Source organism: Bacteroides sp. AF25-38AC (assembly GCF_003602995.1).
Taxonomy (GTDB): domain Bacteria; phylum Bacteroidota; class Bacteroidia; order Bacteroidales; family Bacteroidaceae; genus Bacteroides; species Bacteroides uniformis.
Window position 1 is genome coordinate 90880 of the sequence record NZ_QTMD01000011.1, and the last position, 24460, is coordinate 115339.

At 49.2% G+C, this 24460-nt stretch carries 16 protein-coding genes; 1 reads left to right on the top strand and 15 read right to left on the bottom strand.

The window, feature by feature from the left end; all coding sequences use genetic code 11:
* Window positions 1–47 precede the first annotated feature (47 nt).
* Window positions 48–2129: an LruC domain-containing protein gene (locus tag DWY55_RS09590; protein WP_117878257.1), complete on the top strand. Its 2082-nt coding sequence runs from the start codon at window positions 48–50 to the stop codon at window positions 2127–2129.
* Between the two features lie 93 nt (window positions 2130–2222).
* Here the strand turns inward: DWY55_RS09590 and DWY55_RS09595 are convergent, their stop codons facing one another.
* The 15 genes from DWY55_RS09595 to DWY55_RS09665 form a co-directional block, all read right to left on the bottom strand.
* Window positions 2223–2543, bottom strand: a complete 321-nt coding sequence (locus DWY55_RS09595; RefSeq protein ID WP_117878259.1) for a heavy metal-binding domain-containing protein — start codon at window positions 2541–2543, stop codon at window positions 2223–2225.
* Window positions 2544–2613: 70 nt separating this feature from the next.
* The gene (locus DWY55_RS09600) at window positions 2614–3834 is read right to left on the bottom strand and encodes a cysteine desulfurase (protein ID WP_050756854.1); all 1221 of its coding nucleotides are present in this window, start codon (window positions 3832–3834) and stop codon (window positions 2614–2616) included.
* Window positions 3835–3901: 67 nt separating this feature from the next.
* Window positions 3902–5245, bottom strand: coding sequence for a Fe-S cluster assembly protein SufD (gene sufD, locus DWY55_RS09605; protein ID WP_009037370.1), 1344 nt, complete (start codon window positions 5243–5245; stop codon window positions 3902–3904).
* 17 nt (window positions 5246–5262) lie between these two features.
* Window positions 5263–6018: a Fe-S cluster assembly ATPase SufC gene (gene sufC / locus DWY55_RS09610; RefSeq protein WP_005824362.1), complete on the bottom strand. Its 756-nt coding sequence runs from the start codon at window positions 6016–6018 to the stop codon at window positions 5263–5265.
* A gap of 44 nt (window positions 6019–6062) precedes the next feature.
* On the bottom strand, window positions 6063–7517 hold the full coding sequence (gene sufB, locus DWY55_RS09615) for a Fe-S cluster assembly protein SufB (protein ID WP_005824359.1): 1455 nt from the start codon (window positions 7515–7517) through the stop codon (window positions 6063–6065).
* Between the two features lie 48 nt (window positions 7518–7565).
* Window positions 7566–8078, bottom strand: coding sequence for a CvpA family protein (locus DWY55_RS09620; RefSeq protein WP_055288449.1), 513 nt, complete (start codon window positions 8076–8078; stop codon window positions 7566–7568).
* Between the two features lie 153 nt (window positions 8079–8231).
* Window positions 8232–11279, bottom strand: a complete 3048-nt coding sequence (gene infB, locus DWY55_RS09625; protein WP_117878261.1) for a translation initiation factor IF-2 — start codon at window positions 11277–11279, stop codon at window positions 8232–8234.
* Window positions 11280–11402: 123 nt separating this feature from the next.
* Window positions 11403–12668 carry a transcription termination factor NusA gene (nusA, locus tag DWY55_RS09630; protein ID WP_005824354.1) on the bottom strand — a complete coding sequence of 422 codons (1266 nt, stop codon included), beginning with the start codon at window positions 12666–12668 and terminating at the stop codon, window positions 11403–11405.
* 4 nt (window positions 12669–12672) lie between these two features.
* A complete protein-coding gene (gene rimP, locus DWY55_RS09635) occupies window positions 12673–13140 on the bottom strand; it encodes a ribosome assembly cofactor RimP (RefSeq protein WP_005824352.1) in 468 nt (155 codons plus the stop codon).
* 470 nt (window positions 13141–13610) lie between these two features.
* Complete coding sequence (locus tag DWY55_RS09640; protein ID WP_008661991.1) at window positions 13611–16100, bottom strand: glycoside hydrolase family 3 N-terminal domain-containing protein; 2490 nt, start codon at window positions 16098–16100, stop codon at window positions 13611–13613.
* Between the two features lie 136 nt (window positions 16101–16236).
* Window positions 16237–18561: a glycoside hydrolase family 3 C-terminal domain-containing protein gene (locus tag DWY55_RS09645; protein ID WP_008661992.1), complete on the bottom strand. Its 2325-nt coding sequence runs from the start codon at window positions 18559–18561 to the stop codon at window positions 16237–16239.
* A gap of 4 nt (window positions 18562–18565) precedes the next feature.
* On the bottom strand, window positions 18566–19762 hold the full coding sequence (locus tag DWY55_RS09650; RefSeq protein WP_008661993.1) for an esterase: 1197 nt from the start codon (window positions 19760–19762) through the stop codon (window positions 18566–18568).
* 45 nt (window positions 19763–19807) lie between these two features.
* Window positions 19808–21013, bottom strand: a complete 1206-nt coding sequence (locus DWY55_RS09655) for an esterase (protein ID WP_117878265.1) — start codon at window positions 21011–21013, stop codon at window positions 19808–19810.
* 31 nt (window positions 21014–21044) lie between these two features.
* Window positions 21045–21929 carry an alpha/beta hydrolase gene (locus tag DWY55_RS09660; protein WP_008661995.1) on the bottom strand — a complete coding sequence of 295 codons (885 nt, stop codon included), beginning with the start codon at window positions 21927–21929 and terminating at the stop codon, window positions 21045–21047.
* A gap of 87 nt (window positions 21930–22016) precedes the next feature.
* On the bottom strand, window positions 22017–24383 hold the full coding sequence (locus tag DWY55_RS09665) for a glycoside hydrolase family 3 C-terminal domain-containing protein (protein WP_117878267.1): 2367 nt from the start codon (window positions 24381–24383) through the stop codon (window positions 22017–22019).
* Window positions 24384–24460: the final 77 nt, after the last annotated feature.

Consider the following 24460-nt stretch of genomic DNA (forward strand, 5'->3'; position numbering starts at 1 on the left):
AGGTTGAACGAAAGCCTAAAAATATTGATTTGAAACGAAATAAGCAAATGAAAAAGAAAAGAAATCCAAGCAAGCATGTATTTATACTGGCGAATAAAACAACAAGCAGTACCCTTTTTTACCTATTTTTTGTATTTAATGAGAAGAATAGAGCACATATAGATATATATTACAACTTTTATAATACCTTTGCAACAAGTAAACAAGCTAAAAACAAAGGCATTATGAAACCAATCTATTCTAACCTGACATGCAAGATGCTGGCTTGGACATTATGCAGCATTATGCTGGCATTCCTATCCATAGGATGCGAACATGACGTCTACAATCCCGATAATGGAAAAGACGATGAGAAGACTCCCAACTCTTTTGATTTTTCTACGACATCTTCCATCCAAGTAAACGTAAAGTATGATGTCCCCGAAGGCTATAAAGTACTTTTTGAAATCTATCTTGAAGACCCGTTCACGATTGACAAAGATGGCCAGATTATAAAACGCACAGACCTGGAACCGGTCATCAGACGCATGACAGACGGTAACGGTGCATATAGCGGCAAGGAAATCATCAATTCGGACCATGGGGACGAAGCATATATCTATACTTCTTATATAGGGGTCCCCACCCTCTTCAAAACAGTTATTGCAGGAGATGCCATTACTGCCGACATCAAATGGGATTCCACCGATGATAATCCGCAAACACGGGCGGAGGGATGGCAGGCACCCAAAGGATACCATGTATTAGGAACATGGAGCTCCAAAGGATATCCTCATTATTTAGACACAGACAACAAAATCACAATTCCCGGTGATGTATTGACAATCATCAATACGACCTTGAAGGAAGGAGGCACATGCCCTAAGCAATACCGACAAGCCATAGATTTTGAAATCAATGATCCGGAAGGGCGCAATGCGGAAGTATCCATCCGGATAATTGGAGGAACCAGCGGTGCAGCGAGCGCCTTTGGCTATTATTGCTATAGGGCAGACGCATCTTTAAGTGAAATTAAAAAAGCCCCCAAATGCATTGTTTTTCCAAACACTCTGATGGATAATTATTATAATAAAAAGGCTTCCGGACTACAAGGCGGTGAAAGTGTAAAGCTTCATTACATAGACCCCGACGGAGTGGACCAAGGCACCGTATTTCCCAATGGAGTAAAAATCGGATGGTTCCTATTGAATGACAGCTTCTATGGCGGAAACAATAAGCCTTTCTACTCTACTACAAAGCTGAATGGGGACGGCCGTACACATACAGCTGCATTCCGCATCGATGATTTTGTCGTATTGTCCTTTGAAGATTGGACAGACCAAGACTATAATGATATACAATTCAACGTATGGTCCAACCCCATCGAAGCCATCATCAATCCGGATATTCCTGATATCAAACCTGACGGTGGCAACGAGGATAAGAAATACAGTCTGGAATACAAAGGAATCATCGCTTTCGAAGATAATTGGCCCAGAAAGGGTGACTATGACTTGAATGATGTTATTGTAAAATACCAGTCCGTATTGAACTTCAATGATGCCAATCAGGTCCTTTCTACAGAAGACACCTATGAGTTGCTTTGGTCCGGTGCCACTTTCAAAAATGGTTTCGCTTACCAACTGAATACAGAACGCAGCAATATGTCAACTGAAATATTGGAAGCCCCCACAACTTTCAACGGACAAGGACTGGATACAGACCTTTCCAAAGCTACCGTCAATGTATTTCTAAGTGCGCTCGATGTAACAGAGAGAAATACAAAAACCGCTACATATAAGATAAAGAACACCTTCAAGACTCCACTATCACACGAAACGCTTGGAATTCCCCCTTATAATCCATTCATCATGGTACATGACGAATTGAAAGAATCACGCATCGAAGTGCATTTGGTCAACTATCCTCCTACTGAAAAGGCAGACATGGCTCTATTCCATACCGAAGAGGATTTGTCCTCTGTACCGACAAGCTATTATGTAGCCAATGGCAACTATCCTTTTGCCATTCATCTAAGTGGAGCCACAAACTTCAATACTCCTGAAACCCACCCGATAGACAAGAGCTTTGAACATTTTATGGATTGGGTCAATTCCAATGGAACAGATTATAAGGATTGGTACAAATAACCGATAAAAGATACTCCTTATAAAGAAAATGGCAACCATTCACAGGGTTGCCATTTCTTATATCTTCCTATGTTGTAATATAGTAGAGCGAACTTATTCCACCGTTACAGCCGTACCGCATGCCGTAACCATCAACATGCTGCCACTGCCTCCTACCGTTTCATAGTCCAAGTCTACACCAATCACGGCATTGGCACCCATAGCACGGGCATGTTCTTGCATCTCGCACAAGGCTATATCTTTAGCTTCGCGCAGCACTTCTTCATAAGAGCCACTTCGCCCACCCACCACGTCGCGGATGCTGGCAAAGAAATCGCGGAATACATTGGCACCGATAATCGTTTCACCGGAAACGATGCCATAATAGCGGGTGATACGTCCACCCTCAATAGTCGGGGTTGTTGTTACTAACATAATTCATTTTTTTAGTTGTTGACATATTAGACGCAAGGAATGAAAGAAAGGTTGCAAAGCTTTGCTTTGGTCAGAACATCCGGCTGACACGAACTATACCTGCCACCAGCACATCTATCTCCTCCCGGGTATTGTAAAGCCCGAAAGATGCACGCACTGTTCCTTCGATGCCAAGACGCTGCATCAATGGTTGGGCACAGTGATGTCCCGTGCGTACGGCAATGCCAAGACGGTCGAGCAATGTACCCATATCAAAATGATGGATATCACCTACCAGAAACGATATGACACTACCCTTGTCTTCTGCCTCGCCGAAGATACGCATACCGGGAATCTCTTTCAGCCGTTGCATGGCATACTGGGTCAATTCGTGTTCATAGGCGGCAATCTTGTCCATCCCAACCAGCGAAACGTAGTCCAAAGCTTTGGCAAGTCCGGTAGTACCGATATAATCCGGCGTACCGGCTTCAAACTTGAAGGGCAATTCATTGAAGGTAGTCTTTTCAAAAGATACATGCTGAATCATCTCTCCACCGCCCTGATAGGGAGGTATTCTATCCAGCCACTCCTCTTTACCATAAAGCACCCCTACCCCCGTAGGACCATACACCTTGTGCGCAGAGAAAACGAAGAAATCGGCATCCAGATCCTGCACATCTACCGGCATGTGGGGAATGGACTGGGCACCGTCCACAAGCACCGGAACACCCTGCTCATGGGCAAAAGCAATCATCTCCTTGACGGGATTGACCGTACCCAGCACATTGGAAACATGCGCCACACTGACAATCCTGGTACGTTCGGAGAACAACTGCCTATATTCGTCCAATAAGAGTTCGCCCTTGTCATTCATCGGAATCACCTTGATGGTAATTCCACGCTTGGCGGCAAGCAGCTGCCAGGGAACAATGTTGCTATGGTGTTCCATCACAGAAAGAATCACCTCATCCCCCTCCTGCATAAATTCCTCACCAAAGCTGGAGACAAGCAGGTTGATACTCTCCGTCGTACCACGGGTGAAGACAATCTCATTCGTGCTGCGAGCATTGATGAAACGTCTCACCGTCTCACGCGAGGCCTCGTGCAGCTCTGTAGCCTGCTGCGACAGGAAGTGCACTCCGCGATGCACATTGGCATTCACCGAATAATATTCGTCCGTAATGGCATTTACTACCTGGCGAGGTTTCTGCGTAGTCGCGCCGTTGTCCAGATAGACCAACGGCTTGCCATATACCTCACGGGAAAGGATAGGGAAATCAGCTCGAAGCCTCTCCCCCAGCCCCTCTCCCATAGGGAGGGGAGCCAAGATACTACTCTTATTTATATCGTTGTTCATAATGAATCGAAATTATAAGCTATCACTTGCAGATGGCGCACCCCTGGCATTTGTTCAGTTCCCCCCGGAAACGCTTCTCTACCAGCAGATGCAGACGGTCTTTCAAAGCATCCAAACGGATGGTGTCGATAACTTCGTTGACAAAAGCGAACATCAGCAACAGGCGCGCCTCGCGCACCGGGATACCACGCTGCCGCATATAGAAGAGAGCGCTTTCATCGAGCTGCCCCACCGTAGCGCCGTGACTGCACTTCACGTCATCTGCATAAATCTCCAGCTGAGGCTGGGTGTACATATGTGCATCTCGGGTGGCACAAAGATTGCGGTTGGTCTGTTGCGAACTGGTGTGCTGTGCGTCAGGGCGCACTAAAACCAGACCGGCAAAGGCACCTACAGCCTGCTCGTCAAGGACATACTTATAAAGCTCATTGCTGGTACAGTTGGGCACGGCATGGTCGATTGTCGTATGATTGTCCACATGCTGATTCTTGTCTGCAATGGCCATACCGCACAGATTCAGCTCCGCATGTTCACCGACAAGCGTCACACGGGTTGTATTCCGTGTAGTTCCGTTGTGCAAGGTCATACCATTCAGCAATACATTACTATTGGCTTCCTGCTTTACATACATATTGCTGATACGTACCGTACTGGTGTGTGTCTCTTCGAGTTCATAAAAATCGAAAATGGCATTCTCACCGGCAAAGATTTCTATCACCTGCGTTGCCAGGAAGTTCACGCCGTCCATCGCATGATCACACACCAACAAGCGGGCTTGTGCACCCTCCTCCAGAATAATCAGCACACGGCGGTTCACCATAAAATTGACGTCACCACGCAGGATATTCACCAGCTGAATAGGTTTCTCTACCACCACGTTCTTAGGAACATAAAACAGAACGCCGTCTTGTGCAAAAGCGGTGTTGAACGCCGTCACCCCATCCTCTGCCGTATCAGCCAACTTGCCATAATATTTCTTCACCAAATCGGGATGTTTCCCGGCCACCTCCTTCAGGCTGCCGAAGATAACCCCTTCAGGCAGATGGGACTTGGGCAAAGCCCTGCCATAAAAAGCATCGTTCACCACAAAATAAAGAGCAGTGCTCATATTGGGAACATCGCACTTGAACACTTCATAAGGGTTCACCGGAATTTCCAACCGGTTCAAGTTCAAGCCATAATCCGGCTCAAAGAACTTGCTGATATCCGTATATTTGTATTTCTCCTCCTTACGGGTGGGAAAGCCCAAGCGCTCAAAGTCAGCAAAAGCAACGGCACGCGGCGCATTCAGCACCTCGGCACTATGCCGGCATATCATCGCCTCCGTTTGGGAGAAAAGGTCTATGTATTGTTGCTCTACACTCATGTTTTCAGATTATGAGTTTATAATTCACCTGCTTCTTTCCTTATCCAATCGAAGCCACGTGTTTCAATCTCCTTCGCCAATTCCGGTCCACCGGTCTTTACGATACGTCCACCCAGCAGTACATGTACCGTATCGGGTTTGATATAGTCCAACAACCGCTGGTAGTGGGTAATGACCATAGCACTGGTTTCCGCAGTCTTGAGTTTGTTGAAACCGTCGGCCACAATACGCAAAGCATCCACATCCAATCCGGAATCCGTCTCGTCCAAAATAGCAAAAGTCGGTTCCAACATCGCCATCTGGAATATCTCGTTACGCTTCTTTTCACCGCCGCTGAAACCTTCGTTCACGCTACGGTTGGCCAGCTTGTTGTCCAACTCCACAATGGCACGCTTCTCGCGCATCAGCTTCAGGAACTCACTGGCCGACAAAGCAGGCAGATGGCGGTACTTGCGTTGCTCATTCACAGCCGCACGCATGAAGTTCACCATCGACACGCCCGGAATCTCTACCGGAGCCTGGAAAGAAAGAAAGATTCCTTCATGTGCACGGTCCTCAGGACTCATGGCAAGCAAGTCCTTGCCATTAAAGGTAATTGAGCCGCGCGTCACTTCGTAAGCAGGATGGCCAACCAACACATTACTCAACGTACTTTTACCAGCACCGTTCTGTCCCATCAGTGCATGTACTTCTCCATCACGTATGGTCAAGTTGATGCCTTTCAATATTTCTTTGCCATTGATGCTGGCATGCAGGTCTTTTATCTCTAACATCTTTATATTTACTATTTGACTATTTACAATTTACTATTTATAAATCACCCCACGCTTCCTTCCAGCGAAATGGCAAGCAATTTCTGCGCTTCTACGGCAAACTCCATCGGAAGTTTATTCAAAACTTCTTTGGCATAACCGTTCACAATCAGCCCCACGGCATCTTCCGTAGAAATACCGCGCTGATTGCAGTAGAATATCTGGTCCTCACTGATTTTGCTGGTAGTGGCCTCATGCTCCACGATGGCCGTTTCATTGTGAATATCCATGTAGGGGAAAGTATGCGCGCCGCATTTGTCACCAAGTAGCAAGGAGTCGCACTGGCTGTAATTACGAGCATTGTCCGCTTTCTGTGCCACGCGCACCAAGCCGCGGTAAGAGTTTTCGCTCTTTCCGGCAGAAATGCCTTTGCTCACAATGGTGCTCCGGGTATTCTTGCCCAGATGAATCATCTTTGTTCCCGTGTCTGCCTGCTGATGGTTATTGGTTACTGCCACACTATAGAACTCCGCTGTCGAATTGTCGCCGGAAAGGATGCAAGACGGATACTTCCAGGTAATGGCCGAACCTGTTTCCACTTGTGTCCAAGACAGTTTACTGTCCACCCCTTTACAATGGCCACGCTTCGTCACAAAGTTATAGACACCACCCCGGCCCTCGGCATCACCGGGATACCAGTTCTGCACGGTGCTGTATTTCACTTCTGCACGGTCGTGCACCACAATTTCCACAATGGCCGCGTGCAACTGGTTCTCGTCACGCATCGGAGCCGTACACCCTTCCAGATAAGAAACGTACGAATCATCATCCGCCACAATCAAGGTTCTTTCGAACTGCCCCGTATTGCGGGCATTGATGCGGAAATAGGTGGACAACTCCATCGGACAGCGTACCCCCTTCGGGATATAGACAAAAGAACCGTCGGAGAACACCGCCGAGTTCAGTGCCGCAAAGAAGTTGTCACGATAAGGCACCACCGAACCGAGATATTTCTGTACCAAGTCGGGATGCTCGCGTACAGCCTCGCTGAATGAGCAGAAGATGATTCCTTTCTCCATCAGCGTCTCCTTGAAGGTAGTCTTTACAGACACCGAGTCCATAACGGCATCCACAGCCATACCGCTTAACGCCATCTGCTCTTCCAGCGGAATGCCCAGCTTATTGAAAGTCTTTATCAACTCAGGGTCCACCTCATCCATACTTTTCGGTCCTTCCTTCTTCTTCGTAGGGTCGGCATAGTAGGATATGGCCTGATAATCTATTTCGGGAATGCGGAGATGTGCCCATGTAGGCATCTCCAATGTCAGCCAGTGGCGATATGCCTTCAGGCGGAACTCCAGCAACCATTCCGGTTCTCCCTTCTTCTCAGAGATAAGCCGCACTACATCTTCATTCAGCCCGCGCTCAATGATGTCTGTATGCACGTCGGTCGTGAAACCGTACTTATACTTCTCCTGAGTGAGTTCCTTTACATATTTATTGGGTTCTTCTTGTTGCATCACTTCTATAATTACAAATTATGAATTACAAAATCACGGTTCACGGTATCAGTCAAAGTCTCCGTTTACAATCTGCTCCGTAACCGCCTTTGCCGCGGGAAAGAATATCCCGGCAAACTCTTCCATAGGATAATATAACACTGATTCTTTCTTTTTTGTTTTGCTAATCAGCGTATTGTCTCCGTCTATAAATTCGATGACACCAATCAGCAGGCTCGTCAGCAGGAGGTACTTCAAAGCCCCTAGACCAGCCCCCAACCAATGATTGAGCCAGCCCAGCGAGACGGCCTCCATTGCCCGGGTCAGCAGAGAAGCCACCAGGGAGAAGAGCAAAGGAACAGCCAGCCAGATGAGGACAAATGCCAGTACTTGCGCCACTGTCATAGAGTCTGTCAACGTGGGGCACAGCTTCACTGCCAACGAGGCATACAAAGCCCTTGCCGCCAGCAGACCGACAATCAGCCCCAGCAGAGAGGCCAATTGCTTCACGAAACCTTTCATGAAGCCGATGATTGCGCCCAAGCCGAAAGCAGCCAATATGATGATATCTATAATTGCCATAAAATTAATGTACCAATGTGACAATATGCTAATGTGCCAATATGCTAATGGGTCAATGAGCAAATAACTAATATGCAAAATGTGCCAATTGCCCTGCGGCATTTTCTGTACGCGCAGCCAATTGGCACATTAGCATATTTGCACATTATTCAATTATAATGTTTGCTTCACTTCTATTTCTTCGTAAGATTCGATAATATCGCCCACCTTGATGTCGTTGCAGTTTGTCAGGCTGATACCGCACTCGAAATTGGTACCTACCTCCTTCACGTCGTCCTTGAAGCGCTTCAGGGCATTGATGGCACCCGTAAAGATTACGATACCGTCGCGTATCAAACGGGCCTTGTCGCTGCGTTTCACCTTTCCGGTCTTGACCATGGCACCTGCCACCAGTCCCACCTTCGTGATGTTGAACACTTCGCGCACCTCGATGGTTGCCGTTATCTGCTCCTTCAATGTCGGTGCCAGCATACCTTCCATGGCAGCCTTCACCTCTTCGATGGCATCGTAGATGACGGAGTACTTGCGGATATCCACACCCTCCTGCTCTGCCATCTTGGCGGCAGCACCCGAAGGACGTACCTGGAAACCGACGATAATCGCATCCGAAGCGGCAGCCAGCGAGACATCCGATTCGGAAATCTGACCGACACCCTTGTGGATTACGTTTACCTGCACCTGCTCCGTAGACAGCTTGATTAAAGAGTCGCTCAACGCTTCCACAGAACCGTCCACGTCACCCTTCACAATCACGTTCAGCTCATGGAAGTCACCCAGCGCCAGACGGCGGCCCACTTCGTCGAGCGTCAGCATCTTCTGCGTACGCAAACCTTGTTCACGCTGCAACTGTTCGCGTTTGTTGGCAATCTCGCGTGCTTCCTGCTCCGTTTCGATTACGTGGAACGTGTCGCCAGCAGCAGGTGCACCGTTCAAGCCCAATATCAGGGCAGGTGTAGAAGGACCAGCCTCCTGCATGCGTTGGTTACGCTCATTGAACATAGCCTTCACCTTACCGTAGCTGGTACCCGCCAGCACGATGTCGCCCATTTTCAAGGTACCGTTGGAAACGAGTACCGTAGCCACATAGCCACGACCCTTATCCAATGAGGACTCGATAATGGAACCGGTAGCACGGCGGTTCGGGTTTGCTTTCAGCTCCAGCATTTCTGCTTCGAGCAGCACTTTCTCCATCAACTCGGGTACACCGATACCCTTTTTGGCAGAGATATCTTGCGACTGATACTTACCGCCCCACTCTTCCACCAAGAAGTTCATGGCAGCCAGCTCTTCCTTAATCTTGTCGGGGTTGGCAGTCGGTTTATCAATCTTATTGATTGCAAATACAATAGGAACACCCGCAGCCATGGCATGGTTGATGGCTTCCTTTGTCTGCGGCATCACGTTGTCGTCAGCAGCCACAATGATGATGGCAATATCCGTAGCTTTGGCACCACGGGCACGCATGGCGGTAAACGCCTCGTGGCCCGGAGTATCGAGGAATGTAATCTTACGTCCGTCGTCCAGCGACACGTGGTAGGCACCGATGTGCTGTGTGATACCACCCGCTTCACCGGCAATCACATTCGCCTTACGGATATAGTCGAGCAATGAAGTCTTACCGTGGTCTACGTGACCCATCACCGTTACAATCGGAGCGCGAGGTTCCAAATCTTCCTCATCATCCTCTTCCTCTACGATGGCCTGCGCCACTTCTGCGCTTACATATTCTGTCTTGAAGCCGAATTCCTCAGCCACCAAGTTGATGGTCTCGGCATCCAGACGCTGGTTGATGGATACCATCATACCAATGCTCATACAAGTGGCGATGACCTGAGTAACAGAAACATCCATCATGCTTGCCAACTCGTTGGCCGTCACGAATTCCGTAATCTTCAGTACCTTGCTTTCTGCCATTTCCATGTCTTCCAATTCCTGCATACGGCTGGAAGCCATGTCACGTTTTTCCTTACGATACTTGGCACCTTTGTTCTTTCCTTTGGAAGTGAGGCGTGCCAAAGTTTCCTTTACCTGCTTTGCTACATCTTCCTCGCTAACCTCCTGCTTGATGACCGGCTTCTTGAAGCGGTCCTTATTGCGGTTGCGGTTATTATTGGCATTGTTTCCACCAGGCTGGTTTCCACCTTGCGGGCGGGCACCCTGACCTTGCTGGGCACCTGCGTGTCCACGGTCGTTGCCACCACGCTGGAAGTTGGAAGCATTGTTGATGTCCACTTTCTCCTTATTGATACGGACACGTTTCTTCTTGCCGTTGGCATCGCCGGCAGCGGTATCCTTCAACTTGCTGTCATCACGGCGGATTTCCTTGATGATAGCTTCCTTCATCTGCTTCTTCTGATCCTGACGAATCTTTTCCTTCTCTTCACGCTCCTTGCGTTTCTCCTCTTTCGATTTCTTCTTTGGGCGTGTGGATTGGTTCAGGGCCGCCAAGTCTATCTGTCCGATAACATTAATCTTCGAAACAAACTCAGGCTGATGTATCTTGAAGATTTCTTCTCCTTCTTCTTTCCCCTCTTTTTCAACCGGTGCTTCTTCAGCTGCCGGTGCGGGAGCAGGCGCTTCTATCATTTCTTCCTTTTTAGATTCTTGTTGAGCCTCTACAACCGGAGCAGGCTCTTCCTTGACAACGGGTTGTGGCTGCGGTTCCGAAACGGGCTGCGGCTCGGGCTCAGATGCCGGCTGTACCTCCGGTTGCGACTGTGGTTCCGGTTGGGGAGCAGGAGCAGGTTCCGGTTTCGGCGTTTCTACAACTGCCGGTTCCTCCACCTTCTTCTCCTCTACCGCTTTTTCCGCTTCTTTCTCTTTTTCCTGAGCAGGAGCAGGTCTACGGTTCAGTTTGTCCAAATCAATCTTGCCTACCGGCTTGAACTTCGGACGTGCGTCTTCCGGAACAACCGTCTTAATCTCCTCGGGCTTCGCTTTCTCCTGCGTTTCCCTATAGCCGTCAATAGACACGGACACCTTGTTGCGGTCCTTGCTCTGACGTTCCTGGCTGAAACGCTCCGACTTTATCTTAAGGTCCTTATCTGTACTAAACTCCTTTTTGAGCAGTTCGAACTGTTCATCCGTAATTTTTGTGTTCGGATTTGCCTCAACGGTAAATCCCTTCTTTTGCAGGAACTCGACAGCCGTCGTAATCCCTACATTTAAATCTCTTGTTACTTTGTTTAACCTTATCGTCATACTAATTTAATGAATTAATGTGCCAATATGCTAATGTGCTAATTGGCTGAGAAAAAAGGAGTGTGCACTTCATCCGATATGCTATCTGCATTGGCACATTAGCATATTACCCACATTACCACATTACTGCTCCTCCTCTTCAAACTCCTGTTTCAAAATGCGCAATACCTCGTCCACCGTCTCTTCTTCGAGGTCCGTCTTCTCAATCAACATCTCACGGGGAGCGTTCAACACAGCCTTAGCCGTATCGATACCGATAGCCTTGATGGCATCGATAACCCAACCGTCTATTTCATCACGGAATTCGTCCAAGTAGATGTCTTCATCCTCTATGGCCTCATCCAACTCACGGAACACGTCGATGGTGTACTCAGTCAACATACTGGCAAGCTTGATATTCAAACCGCCTTTACCGATAGCCAGCGACACCTCTTCGGGTTTCAAGAACACTTCAGCCTTGCGTTCTTCCTCGTTCAAGCGGATGGAAGAAATTTTGGCAGGGCTCAAGGCACGCTGTATAAACAACTGGATATTGGACGTATAGTTGATAACGTCGATATTCTCGTTGCGAAGCTCGCGGACAATACCATGAATACGGCTACCCTTCACACCCACGCAGGCACCTACCGGGTCGATACGGTCATCGTAGCTCTCAACGGCAATCTTGGCACGCTCGCCGGGGATGCGGGCAATCTTCTTGATGGTAATCAGTCCGTCATTGATTTCGGGTACTTCCATTTCGAACAGACGTTGCAGGAAGACGGGCGACGTACGGCTCAGGATAATCTTCGGATTATTATTCTTGTTGTCCACACGTGCAACTACGGCGCGGGCGGTCTCGCCCTTGCGGTAGAAGTCACTCGGTATCTGTTCGGTCTTGGGCAGCAACAATTCGTTGCCTTCATCATCGAGCAGCAGCATCTCTTTCTTCCAAATCTGGTAGACTTCCGCATTGATGATGGTACCCACTTTATCAATGTATTTGTTGTAAATACTATCTTTCTCCAGTTCCAATATCTTGGAGGCCAGCGTCTGGCGCAAGTTCAAGATGGCACGGCGACCGAAGTTCGCGAAGATAACTTCATCCGTCACTTCCTCGCCCACTTCATAAGAAGCATCAATCTTTTGTGCTTCGGACAATGCGATCTGCAGGTTCGGGTTTTCCAAATCCTCGTCTGCCACTACCTCACGGTTACGCCATATTTCGAAGTCACCCTTGTCCGGGTTTACAATTACGTCGTAATTCTCATCGGTACCGAACATTTTCGCAATCACACTACGGAACGACTCCTCGAGTACGCTTACCATCGTGGTTCTGTCGATATTCTTCAGTTCCTTAAATTCCGAAAATGTATCTATCAAGCTGACAGTTTCTACTTTTTTGGCCATAGTCTTATTTAAAACTGATTAAGTATTTAGTGTATTTTATCTCTTCATACGTAAAGGTCAAGTCCTCGTCCACCAGCTTGGGACGCTTGGCACCTTCCTCTTTCACTTTCTTCTGAATGGTCACGACGAAATGCTGTTCGTCGGCTTCCTTCAACACGCCGCTGAGCTTGCGGCCGTCCTTTGCCAGCACTTCCACTTCCTTGCCGATGTGGTTAATGTACTGCTGCAGTACCTTGAAGGGCTGTCCGATGCCGGCCGAACCGACTTCCAACTCATAATCCTCATCCTCACGGTTCAACTTGGACTCGATGTAGCGGCTCAGCTCTACACAGTCCTCAATCCAAACACCTTCTTTGTGGTCTATTTCCACCAAAATCTTGTCATCCGGGCTGATTGTCACCTCCACAAGGAAGTAGTCCTTTCCTGCCAGCCACTCGTCAACAATCTGACAAACAGTTTTCTTTTCTATCATAGATTAACCATTAGGAACAAAAAAGAGGAGCTTAATCGCCCCTCCACCTTTCATCCGTTTTCGCTTGCAAAGATATAAATAATCTGTTCGACTACAAAATATTAGAGAAAAAAAGATTGATTTAACGGTTCAAACGAGAATTATATTACAGACACGCCCTTTCAACACTTCAAGAAAAAGTGTAAAACATATAATCTTATGAGACAGAAGCTTATACTTTATGAAATGAATTATCACGTTCCATACTGCATGAGATGCACATGTCAAGCACAACGAGATGCACATCTCGAACAACATGAGATATACATCTCATGCGTACAATCTCTATTGTTTCAGGAAAAGAAGTAAGGAGGTACAAGCGGAAAAAAGATACTGTTGAAAGACAACGCGGAAAAATAAAAGGCCGATAGCTTGTTTCATGCTATCGGCCCTTTTACTATGGTTCTAAAGGTCTAAAAGACCTTGTCGTATCACTTATTCGGAGTCTCCCACTTCTTGGTATCCGTACAAACCACGTTCACAGTCTGGTCACCCGTCTGGATGCGGAAGTCACCTTTCTCCAGAATCCACTTGCCATCATAGCCTACGAAAGCAAGGTCGGAGCCTTTCAGTTTCAGAGTCACGGTCTTTGTCTCGCCCGGTTTCAGTTCCACTTTCTCGAAAGCGCGAAGACGGCGGGTATCGGGAGTAAGGGAGGCAACGAGGTCACTGCTGAAGAGCAACACGCTCTCCTTGCCGACACGGTCACCGGTATTCTTCACATCAACGGTGAAAGTAAGCACATCATCAGCGGTAAAGTCCGACTTATCCACCTTGAGGTTGCTGTACGCAAAGGTGGTATAGCTCAAACCGTAGCCGAACGCCCACTGTACGGACACCTGCGCGTCGTAGTTATAAGCGCCTTCCATCTGCTTGCCGATGTGTTCGCACGGTTTGTAGTCGTACGTAATCAGCGAGTTGATTTCCTTCGGATAAGTGAAAGGCATCTTTCCGCTGAAGTTGGCGTCGCCGGCAATGAGGTTTGCCAACGCATCGCCGCCGTAGTTGCCCGGAAGCATGGTGTTGACCACAGCCTTTGCCAAAGGCTCGATGTCGGCTATCAGGCGTGGACGGCCCTCGTTCAGCACCAGAATGACGGGCTTGCCGGTCTTGGCAAGAGCCTTCACCAGGTCGAGCTGGTTCTGTGAGAGGAAGAGGTTCGTCAGGTTACCCGGAGTCTCGCAGTAAGAGTTCTCACCGATGCAGGCAACGATGTAGTCGGCACCGGCAGCGGCAGCTACGGCTTTCTCTATCTCAGGAGCATTCTCTTCCCACCAGTTGCCACCTTGCTTATAAGTGACACCGGCTTCGTAGATGATGTTGTCCGCACCGAATTTATTGGTGAAAGCCTCGAGGATGGTATTATATTGGCCTGCATGCTCGTCTGCCTTGTCACCCTGCCAAGAGTAGGACCAGCCGCCGTTGAGGCAACGCATGGAGTTGGCATTCGGACCGGTAACCAGCAGTTTCTTGCCTTTTGCCAGCGGCAGTATGCCGTCTGTGTTCTTCAGGAGTACCAAAGACTCTTCGGCAGCCTGGAGTGCGGCGGCGGCATGTTCCGCACTGCCGAACAGCGGGAAGTCTTTCAAATCATAATAGGGTTTCTCAAACAGATTGAGGCGGTACTTCAGGCGCAATACGCGGCGCACCGCATCGTCAATGCGGCTCATGGGGACTTCGCCTTCTTCCACCAGCTCCTTCAGGAGTGTGCAGAACTTCCAGTCGTACGGGTCCATCGACATGTCGATGCCGGCATTGATGGCGAGCTTGATGGCTTCCTTCTTATCCTTGGCTATGTGGTCGCGGCTATAAAGGTTGTTGATGTCCGCCCAGTCAGTCACAATCATACCGTCCCAGTTGAGGTCTTCTTTCAGCCACTTGGTCAGCAGCTCATAGTTGGCATGGAAAGGCAGACCGTTGTTCATGGCGGAGTTCACCATCACGGAGAGGGCACCTGCTTTCACCATTTCCAGATAAGGAGCGAAATGCTTCTCACGCATATCCTGCTCGGTGATGGAAGACGGCGTACGGTCCTTACCGGAAACGGGAACACCATAACCCATATAGTGCTTCATACAAGCGGCAACGTTGTTCTCGCCAATCAGGTTGGGGTTCTCGCCCTGGAAACCGATAACTGCTTCACGTCCCATTTCGGCATTGACGTAGGCGTCTTCACCATAATTTTCCCACATACGAGGCCAGCGCGGGTCACGTCCGAGGTCGGTCACCGGGGCATACGTCCAGGGAATGCTTCCCGCCTTTGTTTCATAAGCGGAGATGCGTGCACCTTCACGTGTCAGTTCACGGTTGAAGGTAGCTCCCATATTGACGCCTTGCGGGAAGAAAGTACCACCCAGCGTATAGGTAGTTCCGTGTATCTGGTCTACACCGTACACACAAGGAATACCCATCACCTCCATGGATTTCTCCTGAATGCGTTTGATGATTTCCTGCCACTTCTCCACGCTTTGTGCCACACCGTTAGGCACGTTCAAGATGGAGCCTACTTTGTATTTTCCGATGACAGAGTCGAGCATCGCCTCGTCCAACTGGAAGCCCTTGGCATTCTCAATACCCTGGATACGCATATAGAGCTGCATCATCACTTCTTGCGAAGGCATCTCCTTACCCAGCTTGAACTCTTTCTCTAACTTATACCTCTTGACGATTTTCTTCAAATCATCTACAGTTATATCTTTCGGATTGAGACCGGCAAAAGGATTGGCGCGTTTCTGCAGGAGGTCTATGGTGAGTTCGCACATCTGACCGACTTTCTCGTCAAGCGTCATCTTCTTCAGCAAAGTCTCAATCTGCTGTTCTATTTTCTCGTCTCTTGGAATGGCAGGCGCAACAGTGGTCTGCGCCGTAGAAGTAAGTACTAACCCTGATAGGGCTAAAGATAAGATTAACTTTTTACTCATGGTTGTGATATTGGTTTATAATAGTTGCACTATCTGTTTATACGAGGCACAAAGATAAGAACATCCTGCCATACCAAAGGGTACAACAGGATGTTTTTTAGGGTATGATTTGTTATTTTTTCAGACAATCCTACTCTCATCTCTTCAAGAGGCTCATCGGTTCCTGAAGTTTCAGGATGTTGTTCGTCTTCTGCGTTGCGGCAGCTACTTCAGCCTCCAGCGTAGCCTTGATGTCGCGTGAGGAAGCCCCGACGAGGAACTTGTAGTTTCCGGGAGTTACCACCCATGCCGATGCAGCCTCATCGTAGGAAGCCAGGTCATCAGCATTCACTTTCAGCGTCACCACAACCGCTTCGCCCGGTTTCAGCTCCTTGGTCTTGGCAAAAGCCTTCAGTTCCTTTTCGGGCTTGTTGGCAGCAACATCGGGAGCGGATACATAAAGCTGAACCACTTCCTTGCCTGCTACCTTACCGGTGTTCTTCACTTCTACAGACACGGTATAGACACCGTTGTCTGCCTTGACAGCAGCCTTGTCGTAAGCAAAAGTGGTATAGGAAAGACCGTAACCGAAAGGATAGGAAACCTGCTTGCCAAAGGTGTCGAAGTAACGGTAACCCACGTAAATGTCCTCTTCGTAATTGGTATAGTCCACGTTCTTCACGTCGTTCTTCTTCCCGCCTTTGTTCATGAGGTCGGTGCTCACACGCATGTCTATCGGGAAGTTGTCGGAAGAAGCGGCATCTTCAAACTTCACCGGGAAAGTCATTGTCAGCTTGCCCGAAGGAGAAGCCTTGCCACTCAGCACGTCAGCCACACTGTTTCCTCCCTCCTGGCCTGCCTGCCATGCACAAAGAATGGCATCGGGAGCAGATTTCCAAGAAGCAGTTTCAATCACACCACCGATATTGAGCACTACCACTACCTTCTTTCCGGCAGCGTGGAAAGCATCGGACACAGCTTTCAACATGTTCTGTTCCTCTTTGGTGAGGTTGAAGTCGGCTACCATACGGTCAAGGAACTCACCGGAGGTACGTCCCAGCGTCACCAGTGCCACATCGGCCTTGGCAGCCTGCTCGCGGATGACTTGTGCGGAAACAGCCATCTCAGCCGGACGGGTATCGGGCATGAACCACTCTTTCTTATCTTTGGACAGACGTTCTTTCTCGGTTTTCAGGTAAGCTTCATAGCTATTCTTCAGCGCTTCATCCACCACATAGCCGGCATTCTTCAAGCCGTCCAATAGCGAAACGGTATAAGCGCGGTTCACGTTGCCCGAACCTGTACCGCCTGCAATGAAATCGTAGGAAGTGCAACCGAAGAGTGCCACGTTCTTCACGTCGGCAGCCAGCGGCAGAGCACCGTTATCGTTCTTCAGCAATACCATACCTTCCGTTGCCGACTGGCGAGTAACGGCAGCATGCGCCTTCAAATCAGGCTTGTTGGAGTATTTATATCCCTTGAAGTGGGGAGTCTGGAGAATCATCTCCAGAATACGCTTCACATTCTGATTGAGGATGGCTTCATCTAACGCTCCGTCCTGCACACCCTTCACGATGGCTTCGTACTGCTTGGGCAGACCGGGCTGCAACATGTCGTTGCCTGCCACCATCTGTGCCACGGCATCCTTGCCGCCAAACCAGTCGGTCATCACCATGCCTTTGAAGCCCCATTCGTCGCGCAACATGGTTGTCTGCAACTCCTTGTTTTCCGAAGTGTAGACACCGTTCAGGTAGTTGTATGAGGACATCACAGTCCAAGGAGCGGATTCCTTCACGGCAATCTCGAACCCTTTCAAGTAGATTTCGCGCAAGGCGCGTGGAGATACATGCGCATCCGTAGCCATACGGTTGGTTTCCTGGTTGTTCACAGCAAAGTGCTTGATACTGGTACCCACACCGTTGCTCTGCACACCACGTACGTAGGCGGCGGCAATCTTACCCGACACCAACGGGTCTTCAGAATAATACTCGAAGTTACGTCCGCAAAGCGGGTTACGGTGAATGTTCAGCGCCGGAGCCAACAGCACGTCCGCACCGTATTCCAGCACTTCGTTACCGATGGACTGACCTACACTTTCCACCAGTTCCTGGTCCCAGGTAGAGGCGAGCAAAGTTCCGATAGGGAAATGAGTACAATAGTACGTAGCCGAATCCCCCTCACGCTTGGGGTCGATACGCAGTCCGGCGGGACCATCAGCCAGCACCACAGCGGGAATGCCGAGGCGTTCAATCGGGTATGTGGTTCCTGCCGCACCCGGCACTAGCTTTCTCGTTGCACCGATTACGGCACTGTCACCCGAGAAACCTGCCATACCGGTACCCACTACCAGATGCGCCTTTTCTTCCAAGGTCATGGCGCCAATCACCTCATCCAGAGAGGACTTTCCAAGCTGCGGCACACCCGGTCCGCAAGCTGACAAAACAGCCATTGCTGCTGCCATGGATATGATATTCTTCTTCATAATCTTATTTAAATATCTTCGGTGCGAATTCTGTCAGGTAAATACGCCAGTTCTTCCAGATATGACCTTCTCCGGTTTCATAATATTCATATTTGTAACCCTTCTCGTCCAACATCTTGCGGTAGTCGCTGTTGGCTTGGAACAAGAAGTCTTTATTACCGATAGCAATGTAATAGAGTGCCGGTTTCTTGGCAAACTGGGTTTTCAGTTTGGCTTCAAGGTTGTCATAAATCGGAGACTTCACATCTTTGTTGGGCATGATGGCTGCCGAGAACAGACCTACATAGTCGAACATATCCGGATATTGCTTGGAGATGTGCATGGAGTGGTAACCGCCCATAGACAATCCGGCAATGGCACGACCCTGCTTGTTGGCCTGCGTACGGTAAGTCTTATCAATGAACTTCACCACGTCGGGGAAAGCAGTCTCGAAAGAGCCTTCCATCGTCTTGGGCAGATTCATGCTGGGAGCGGCAAAACCCAGTGACGATTCACCCGGAGCAGCCTCCAACGCAGCGTTACCGTTGGTCATTACTACAATCATCGGCTTGGCCTTGCCTTGGGCGATGAGGTTATCCAGAATCTGTGCCGTACGTCCCAGTTCGCTCCATGCGTTCTCGTCGCCACCCATGCCGTGTAGCAGGTAGAAGACGGGGTAGCGCTTGCCGCTTGTCTCATATCCGGCAGGCGTATAGACAGTCAGGCGGCGGTCCATACCCAGCGTAGGGCTGTTGTACCATACCTTAGATACCGTTCCATGAGGAACCTTATTCACTTTGTAGAGATCGATGCGCTCGTCACCACCGATGATGAATACATTCGTCACGCTTGCCACGTCTCGAATCATATAGACGTTGGCAGGGTCGTTAATCTTCAGTCCGTCTACCAGGAAAGTGTAGCTGTAGAGTTCTGGTTTCAGCGGTTCGGGAGTAGTGAATTCCCACACACCGTCCTTGTTCTCTTTCAAATCTGCCACACCCGGACCATCAAACTCACCAAAAGGAGTCTTGATTTTCTGCGTAGGCAGGAAGTCGCCAGTTACTTGCACCTTTACGGCTTTCGGCGCCTTCAAGCGGAAAGTTACTGTATTGTTGTCGTGTATCTCAGGTGAGACCACGGGAGCGCCTCCCCAGAGAGCTTGTTGCGCGAAAGTCATCGCACACATCAGCAACAGAGCTGACAAAATAGAAATTCTTTTCATGATACGTATGTTATTTTGTTATTAAATTAGTTATACCAAATCCTCTTATTTGAACAACTTCGGCGCGAACTCCGTCAGATAGATTCGCCAGTTCCTCCAGATATGTCCCTCGCCCGTTTCAAGATACTCGTACTTATAACCATTGTCGTCAAGCAACTTGCGAAAATCGGCCACACCTTTATAAACAAAGTCCGTCTTGCCGCATGCGATGAAGTAAAGAGCCGGTTTCTTGGCAAACTGAGTCTTCAGCTTACCTTCGAAGTCGGTATAGACCGGACAAGTCGATTTATCGTTTCCGGTACTTGCACCGGAGAAAAGACCTACATAGTCGAACATGTCCGGGTAATACTTGGAAATATTGCAAGAGTGGAAACTACCCATAGAAAGCCCGGCAATGGCACGGTTCTTCTTATTGGCAAGAGTGCGGAAATTCTTCTCCACGAACTTCACGATTTCGGGGAACGAGAGTTCAAAAGCACCTTCCGCCACCTTCGCTCTTTCGTCGGGACGCATGGAGGGGGCAACAAAACCCTTGGGAGATTCACCTGCAGCAGCATCTTGCCAAGCATTGCCGTTAGTCATCACCACAATCATAGGTTTAGCCTTGCCTTGTGCAATGAGATTATCCAATATCTGCGAAGTACGGCCAAGAGCAATCCAAGCTTCCTCATCACCACCTGCACCATGAAGCAGATAAAATACCGGATAACGCTTGCCGCTGGTTTCATAACCAGCCGGAGTGTAAATCGTCAGACGGCGGTCCATTCCCAGCGAAGGACTATTGTACCACATGCGACTTACCGTTCCATGGGGTACCTTATTCACTTTATACAAATCGGCACGGTCACCACCGATGATAAATACATTGGTCACGGTAGCCACATCCCGAATCATGTAAACATTGCTCGGGTCCATCATTCTCAATCCGTCCACAATAAAGGAGTATCCATAAAGTTCCGGCTTCAATGGTTCGGGAGTAGTAAATTCCCAAACGCCATCCTTCCCCTCTGTCAAATCGGCAATGCCCGGTGCATCATAATCGCCACGAGGAGTCTTAATAGTTTGTGGAGGCAGAAAATCACCGGTAATCTGCACCCTTACAGCCTTAGGAGCTTTCAAGCGAAAAATAACCGTGTTGTCGTCATGAATATCAGGAGAGACAACTGCCGCACCTCCCCAAAGAGCTTGCTGTGCAAAAAGGGTGACACAGCAGACCAGCAGCATCGCTGCCAAACTTAATAATCTTTTCATAATTTCTTATATTAAATGAATTAGCTTCTTGTTATTTAGCAAAGCAGCGACTTACAAAAGGCAGGCACATATAAAGTGCCGAATGCCAATATTCGCTGGTATGTCCGCCATCCCGCACACGGAACTGGCAAGGGATACCGGCATTACGCATCGCCTGGAAAAACTCTATATTACGGTCCAGCAGAAAGTCATCGTCTCCGCAATCCACAAACCACTGTACAGTACGAAGCTGTGCCTTACGCGCAACATCTGCCTCAGCCACATACCTGATGCAACTATGCTCCTGCACAGAACGCGTCAGTACAGCCATCTTGTTTGTGGGGTCGGGGTCTCTTCCCACCTCCTCACCACTAACGGGGATGTTCATCAAAGCACTCATAGCATAAGCAGCACAATACATATCCGGATAGCGCTGTGCATAGCTTGCCGTTCCACCTCCGCCCATAGAAAGTCCGGCAATGGCACGATGCCGCTTATCACCTTTCACCCGGTAAGTCTTCTCTATATAAGGAAGGAACTCCTTATAGAAGAAATCTTCGTAAGCCCAGCCCGGCATGTTGAAGTAGCCGTTCCAGCAAGTAGCCGGATTGCCTCCGGCATTAGGGCTGACGATAATCATCTCGCAAGCCTCGCCCGATGCCACCAACTGGTCCATCACGTCCTTCACACGTTGGTCTGTAAACCAACTGGTATTCACCCCCGACATGCCGTGCAGCAAATAGAGGATAGGATATTTCCTATCCGTTTCATTGCTATAGCTTTGCGGCAGATAGATGGTGTAGGCACGGTGTGCTTTCAATACCTGGCTGTAGATGCTGTCGGTCACTACCTTGCTTTGCGGTCCCCATGCAGGATTTTGTGCATTTGCCATCCACAGCAAGCAGACGGCTAAAAGAGAGAGTATCAATCTTTTCATGGTATCGATTTAAAAATGTACTACAAAATAAGCGTTTTCCACTCTAAAACTAATTGATATATATCAGTTTTTTCACGCATATCCCCCTCATCTCTTCACCATCGGATACACAGCCACAGGCACTTGCGCCCGCATGGCATCATGCACTTTCTGCTTGCGTGCCTTTGTCACCCTCTGTACCGCTGTGCAACGCACATCGGCCGAAGATGCGGCAACCATCCACTGATATTCACCCTTAGCCAACTCCCAAGAGCTGTTTTTCTCATTAAAGGAAGCCATGTCCATCACGTTCCAAGTCAGAATCAGTGTCTGGCTCTCGCCCGGCTGGAGCAAGGCAGTTTTGCCGAAGGCCTTCAACTCCTTGGCAGGCTTGTCAAGTCCCCCATTCGGAGCTTTCACATAGAGTTGTACAGCTTCACGCCCTGCCACCTTGCCGATGTTCTTCACGCTCACTTTCAACTCACAGCGGTCGGCATCCATTTTGGCGTTCTCTACCGCATAGTCAAAAGCAGTATAGCTCAAACCATGACCGAACGGATAGGAAACCTCTTTACCGAAAGTGTCGAAATAGCGATAACCCACATAGATTCCCTCTTCATAGTTGGTGAAATCCACATTTTTCTCCGGTTCCTTCGGTTTCTCCTCTTTCTTTTCGGACTTGAAGTTCATGCCGGTACCCATAGCAAACGACGGCATCTTGAACTCGTAATCAAAAGGGAAGTTAGCATCCGACGGCGCATCGCCATATTTCACGGCAAACGTCATGGGTAACTTGCCCGAAGGATTCACCTTTCCGGTCAGGATGTCCGTGATACAATTACCCACCTCTTGTCCCGGCTGGAAGGCACAAACCACTGCATCTGCCAGTCCCTTCCAAGAAGCAGTCTCCACCGGGCTGCAGATGTTGAGAACCACCACCAGTTTCTTGCCTGCAGCACGATAAGCGGCAGACACTTGCTTAATCAGAGCCAATTCGTTCTCCTTCAGGAGGAAATCTTCCACACGGCGGTCACAGCCCTCGCCACTGACACGCCCCAGCGTAAGCACGGCAATGTCGTTGGCCTTCACTTGTGCAGCCAGTTCCTCGGCAGTGGGCAGGAACTCCTCGGCACGGGGCAGCGGAGTAAAGGCGAAAGGCGGTTTTCCGTGAGGAAAGAGCCGTTTCTGCTCGTCGGCCATATGCTTCTTGTAGCGGTTCAGCAATTCTTTGTCCACGGTGTAGCCCGCATTGCGCAAACCTTCTACCATAGAAACCGTGTAATAACCGATGCCCGTACTGCCAAAGCCCATGCCGGCAGGAACCATGTCATAGGAAGTAGTTCCATAAAGGGCCACTTTTTTGATGCCGGCAGCCATGGGTAGCGCCTGCTTGTTATCCAGCAGCACGATACCTTCCGCACCTATCTCACGGTCTACTTGCGCATGAGCCTCCAAGTCGGTTTTATTGGGATACTCGTAGCCGGCAAAGGTATGGCTCTTGACCACAAACTCCAGCACACGCTTCACGCTGCGGTCGAGGAGTGCCAAATCCAGTGTACCACTCTCTACGGCTTTCAAAATAGCTTTATACTGGCGGTCCTGCCCCGGTTGAAGCATATCGTTTCCTGCTACGATGGAGGTCACGGCATCTTTTCCGGCATTCCAGTCGGACATCACCAGTCCCTTGAATCCCCATTCGTCGCGGAGGATGTCCTCTGTCAGTTCGCGGTCCTCGCAGGTATATTTGCCGTTCACCTTATTGTAGGCGGTCATCACGCTCCAGGGCTGAGACTCTTTGACAGCAATCTCAAAGCACTTCAAATACAGCTCGCGCAAGGGGCGCTGTGTCAGGCGAGAGTCGTTGTTATTGCGGTTGGTCTCCTGGTTGTTTACGGCAAAGTGTTTCAGGCAGGTACCTGTCCCCCGGCTCTGGATTCCGTTGATATAAGCAGCAGCCATTTTGCCGGTCAGCACCGGATCTTCCGAATAATATTCATGGTTACGTCCGCAGAGCACATTTCGCATCAGGTTGACACCCGGTGCCAGCAACACATCCAAACCATAATCCTTCACCTCCGTACCCAAAGTACGTCCCACCTTGTGGGCTGCATCCGGATTGAAAGTTGCTGCCACCGTGGTGCTGGAAGGAAATTCCGTAGCATGATAAGTACGGCTGTCGAATTCCCGCTTGGCAGCCATCGCCAACCGGTGCGGTCCGTCGGCAAGATAGGCGGAAGGGATACCCAGTCGGGGAATGTCGTAAGTACGTCCCGCTGTTCCGGGAAACTTGGTATCACTTCCCATCGACATTCCACAACCGATAACGAGGTGTACCTTCTCTTCGAGGGTCATGGCACTGACTACTTCGTCGATATTATCGGCACGCAGTCTGACTGACTGATTCGAACCGGTCGTCTGTGCAGTCAAGGCAGATGCCAGACAGAGTGAAAATAAAGTAATTGACAATCTTCTCATATATATTATATTTAAAAAGCCACAAAAGAAGCCCCCGTACAATTAGATGATTTCCACGGGGGACTTCTTCTACAAAC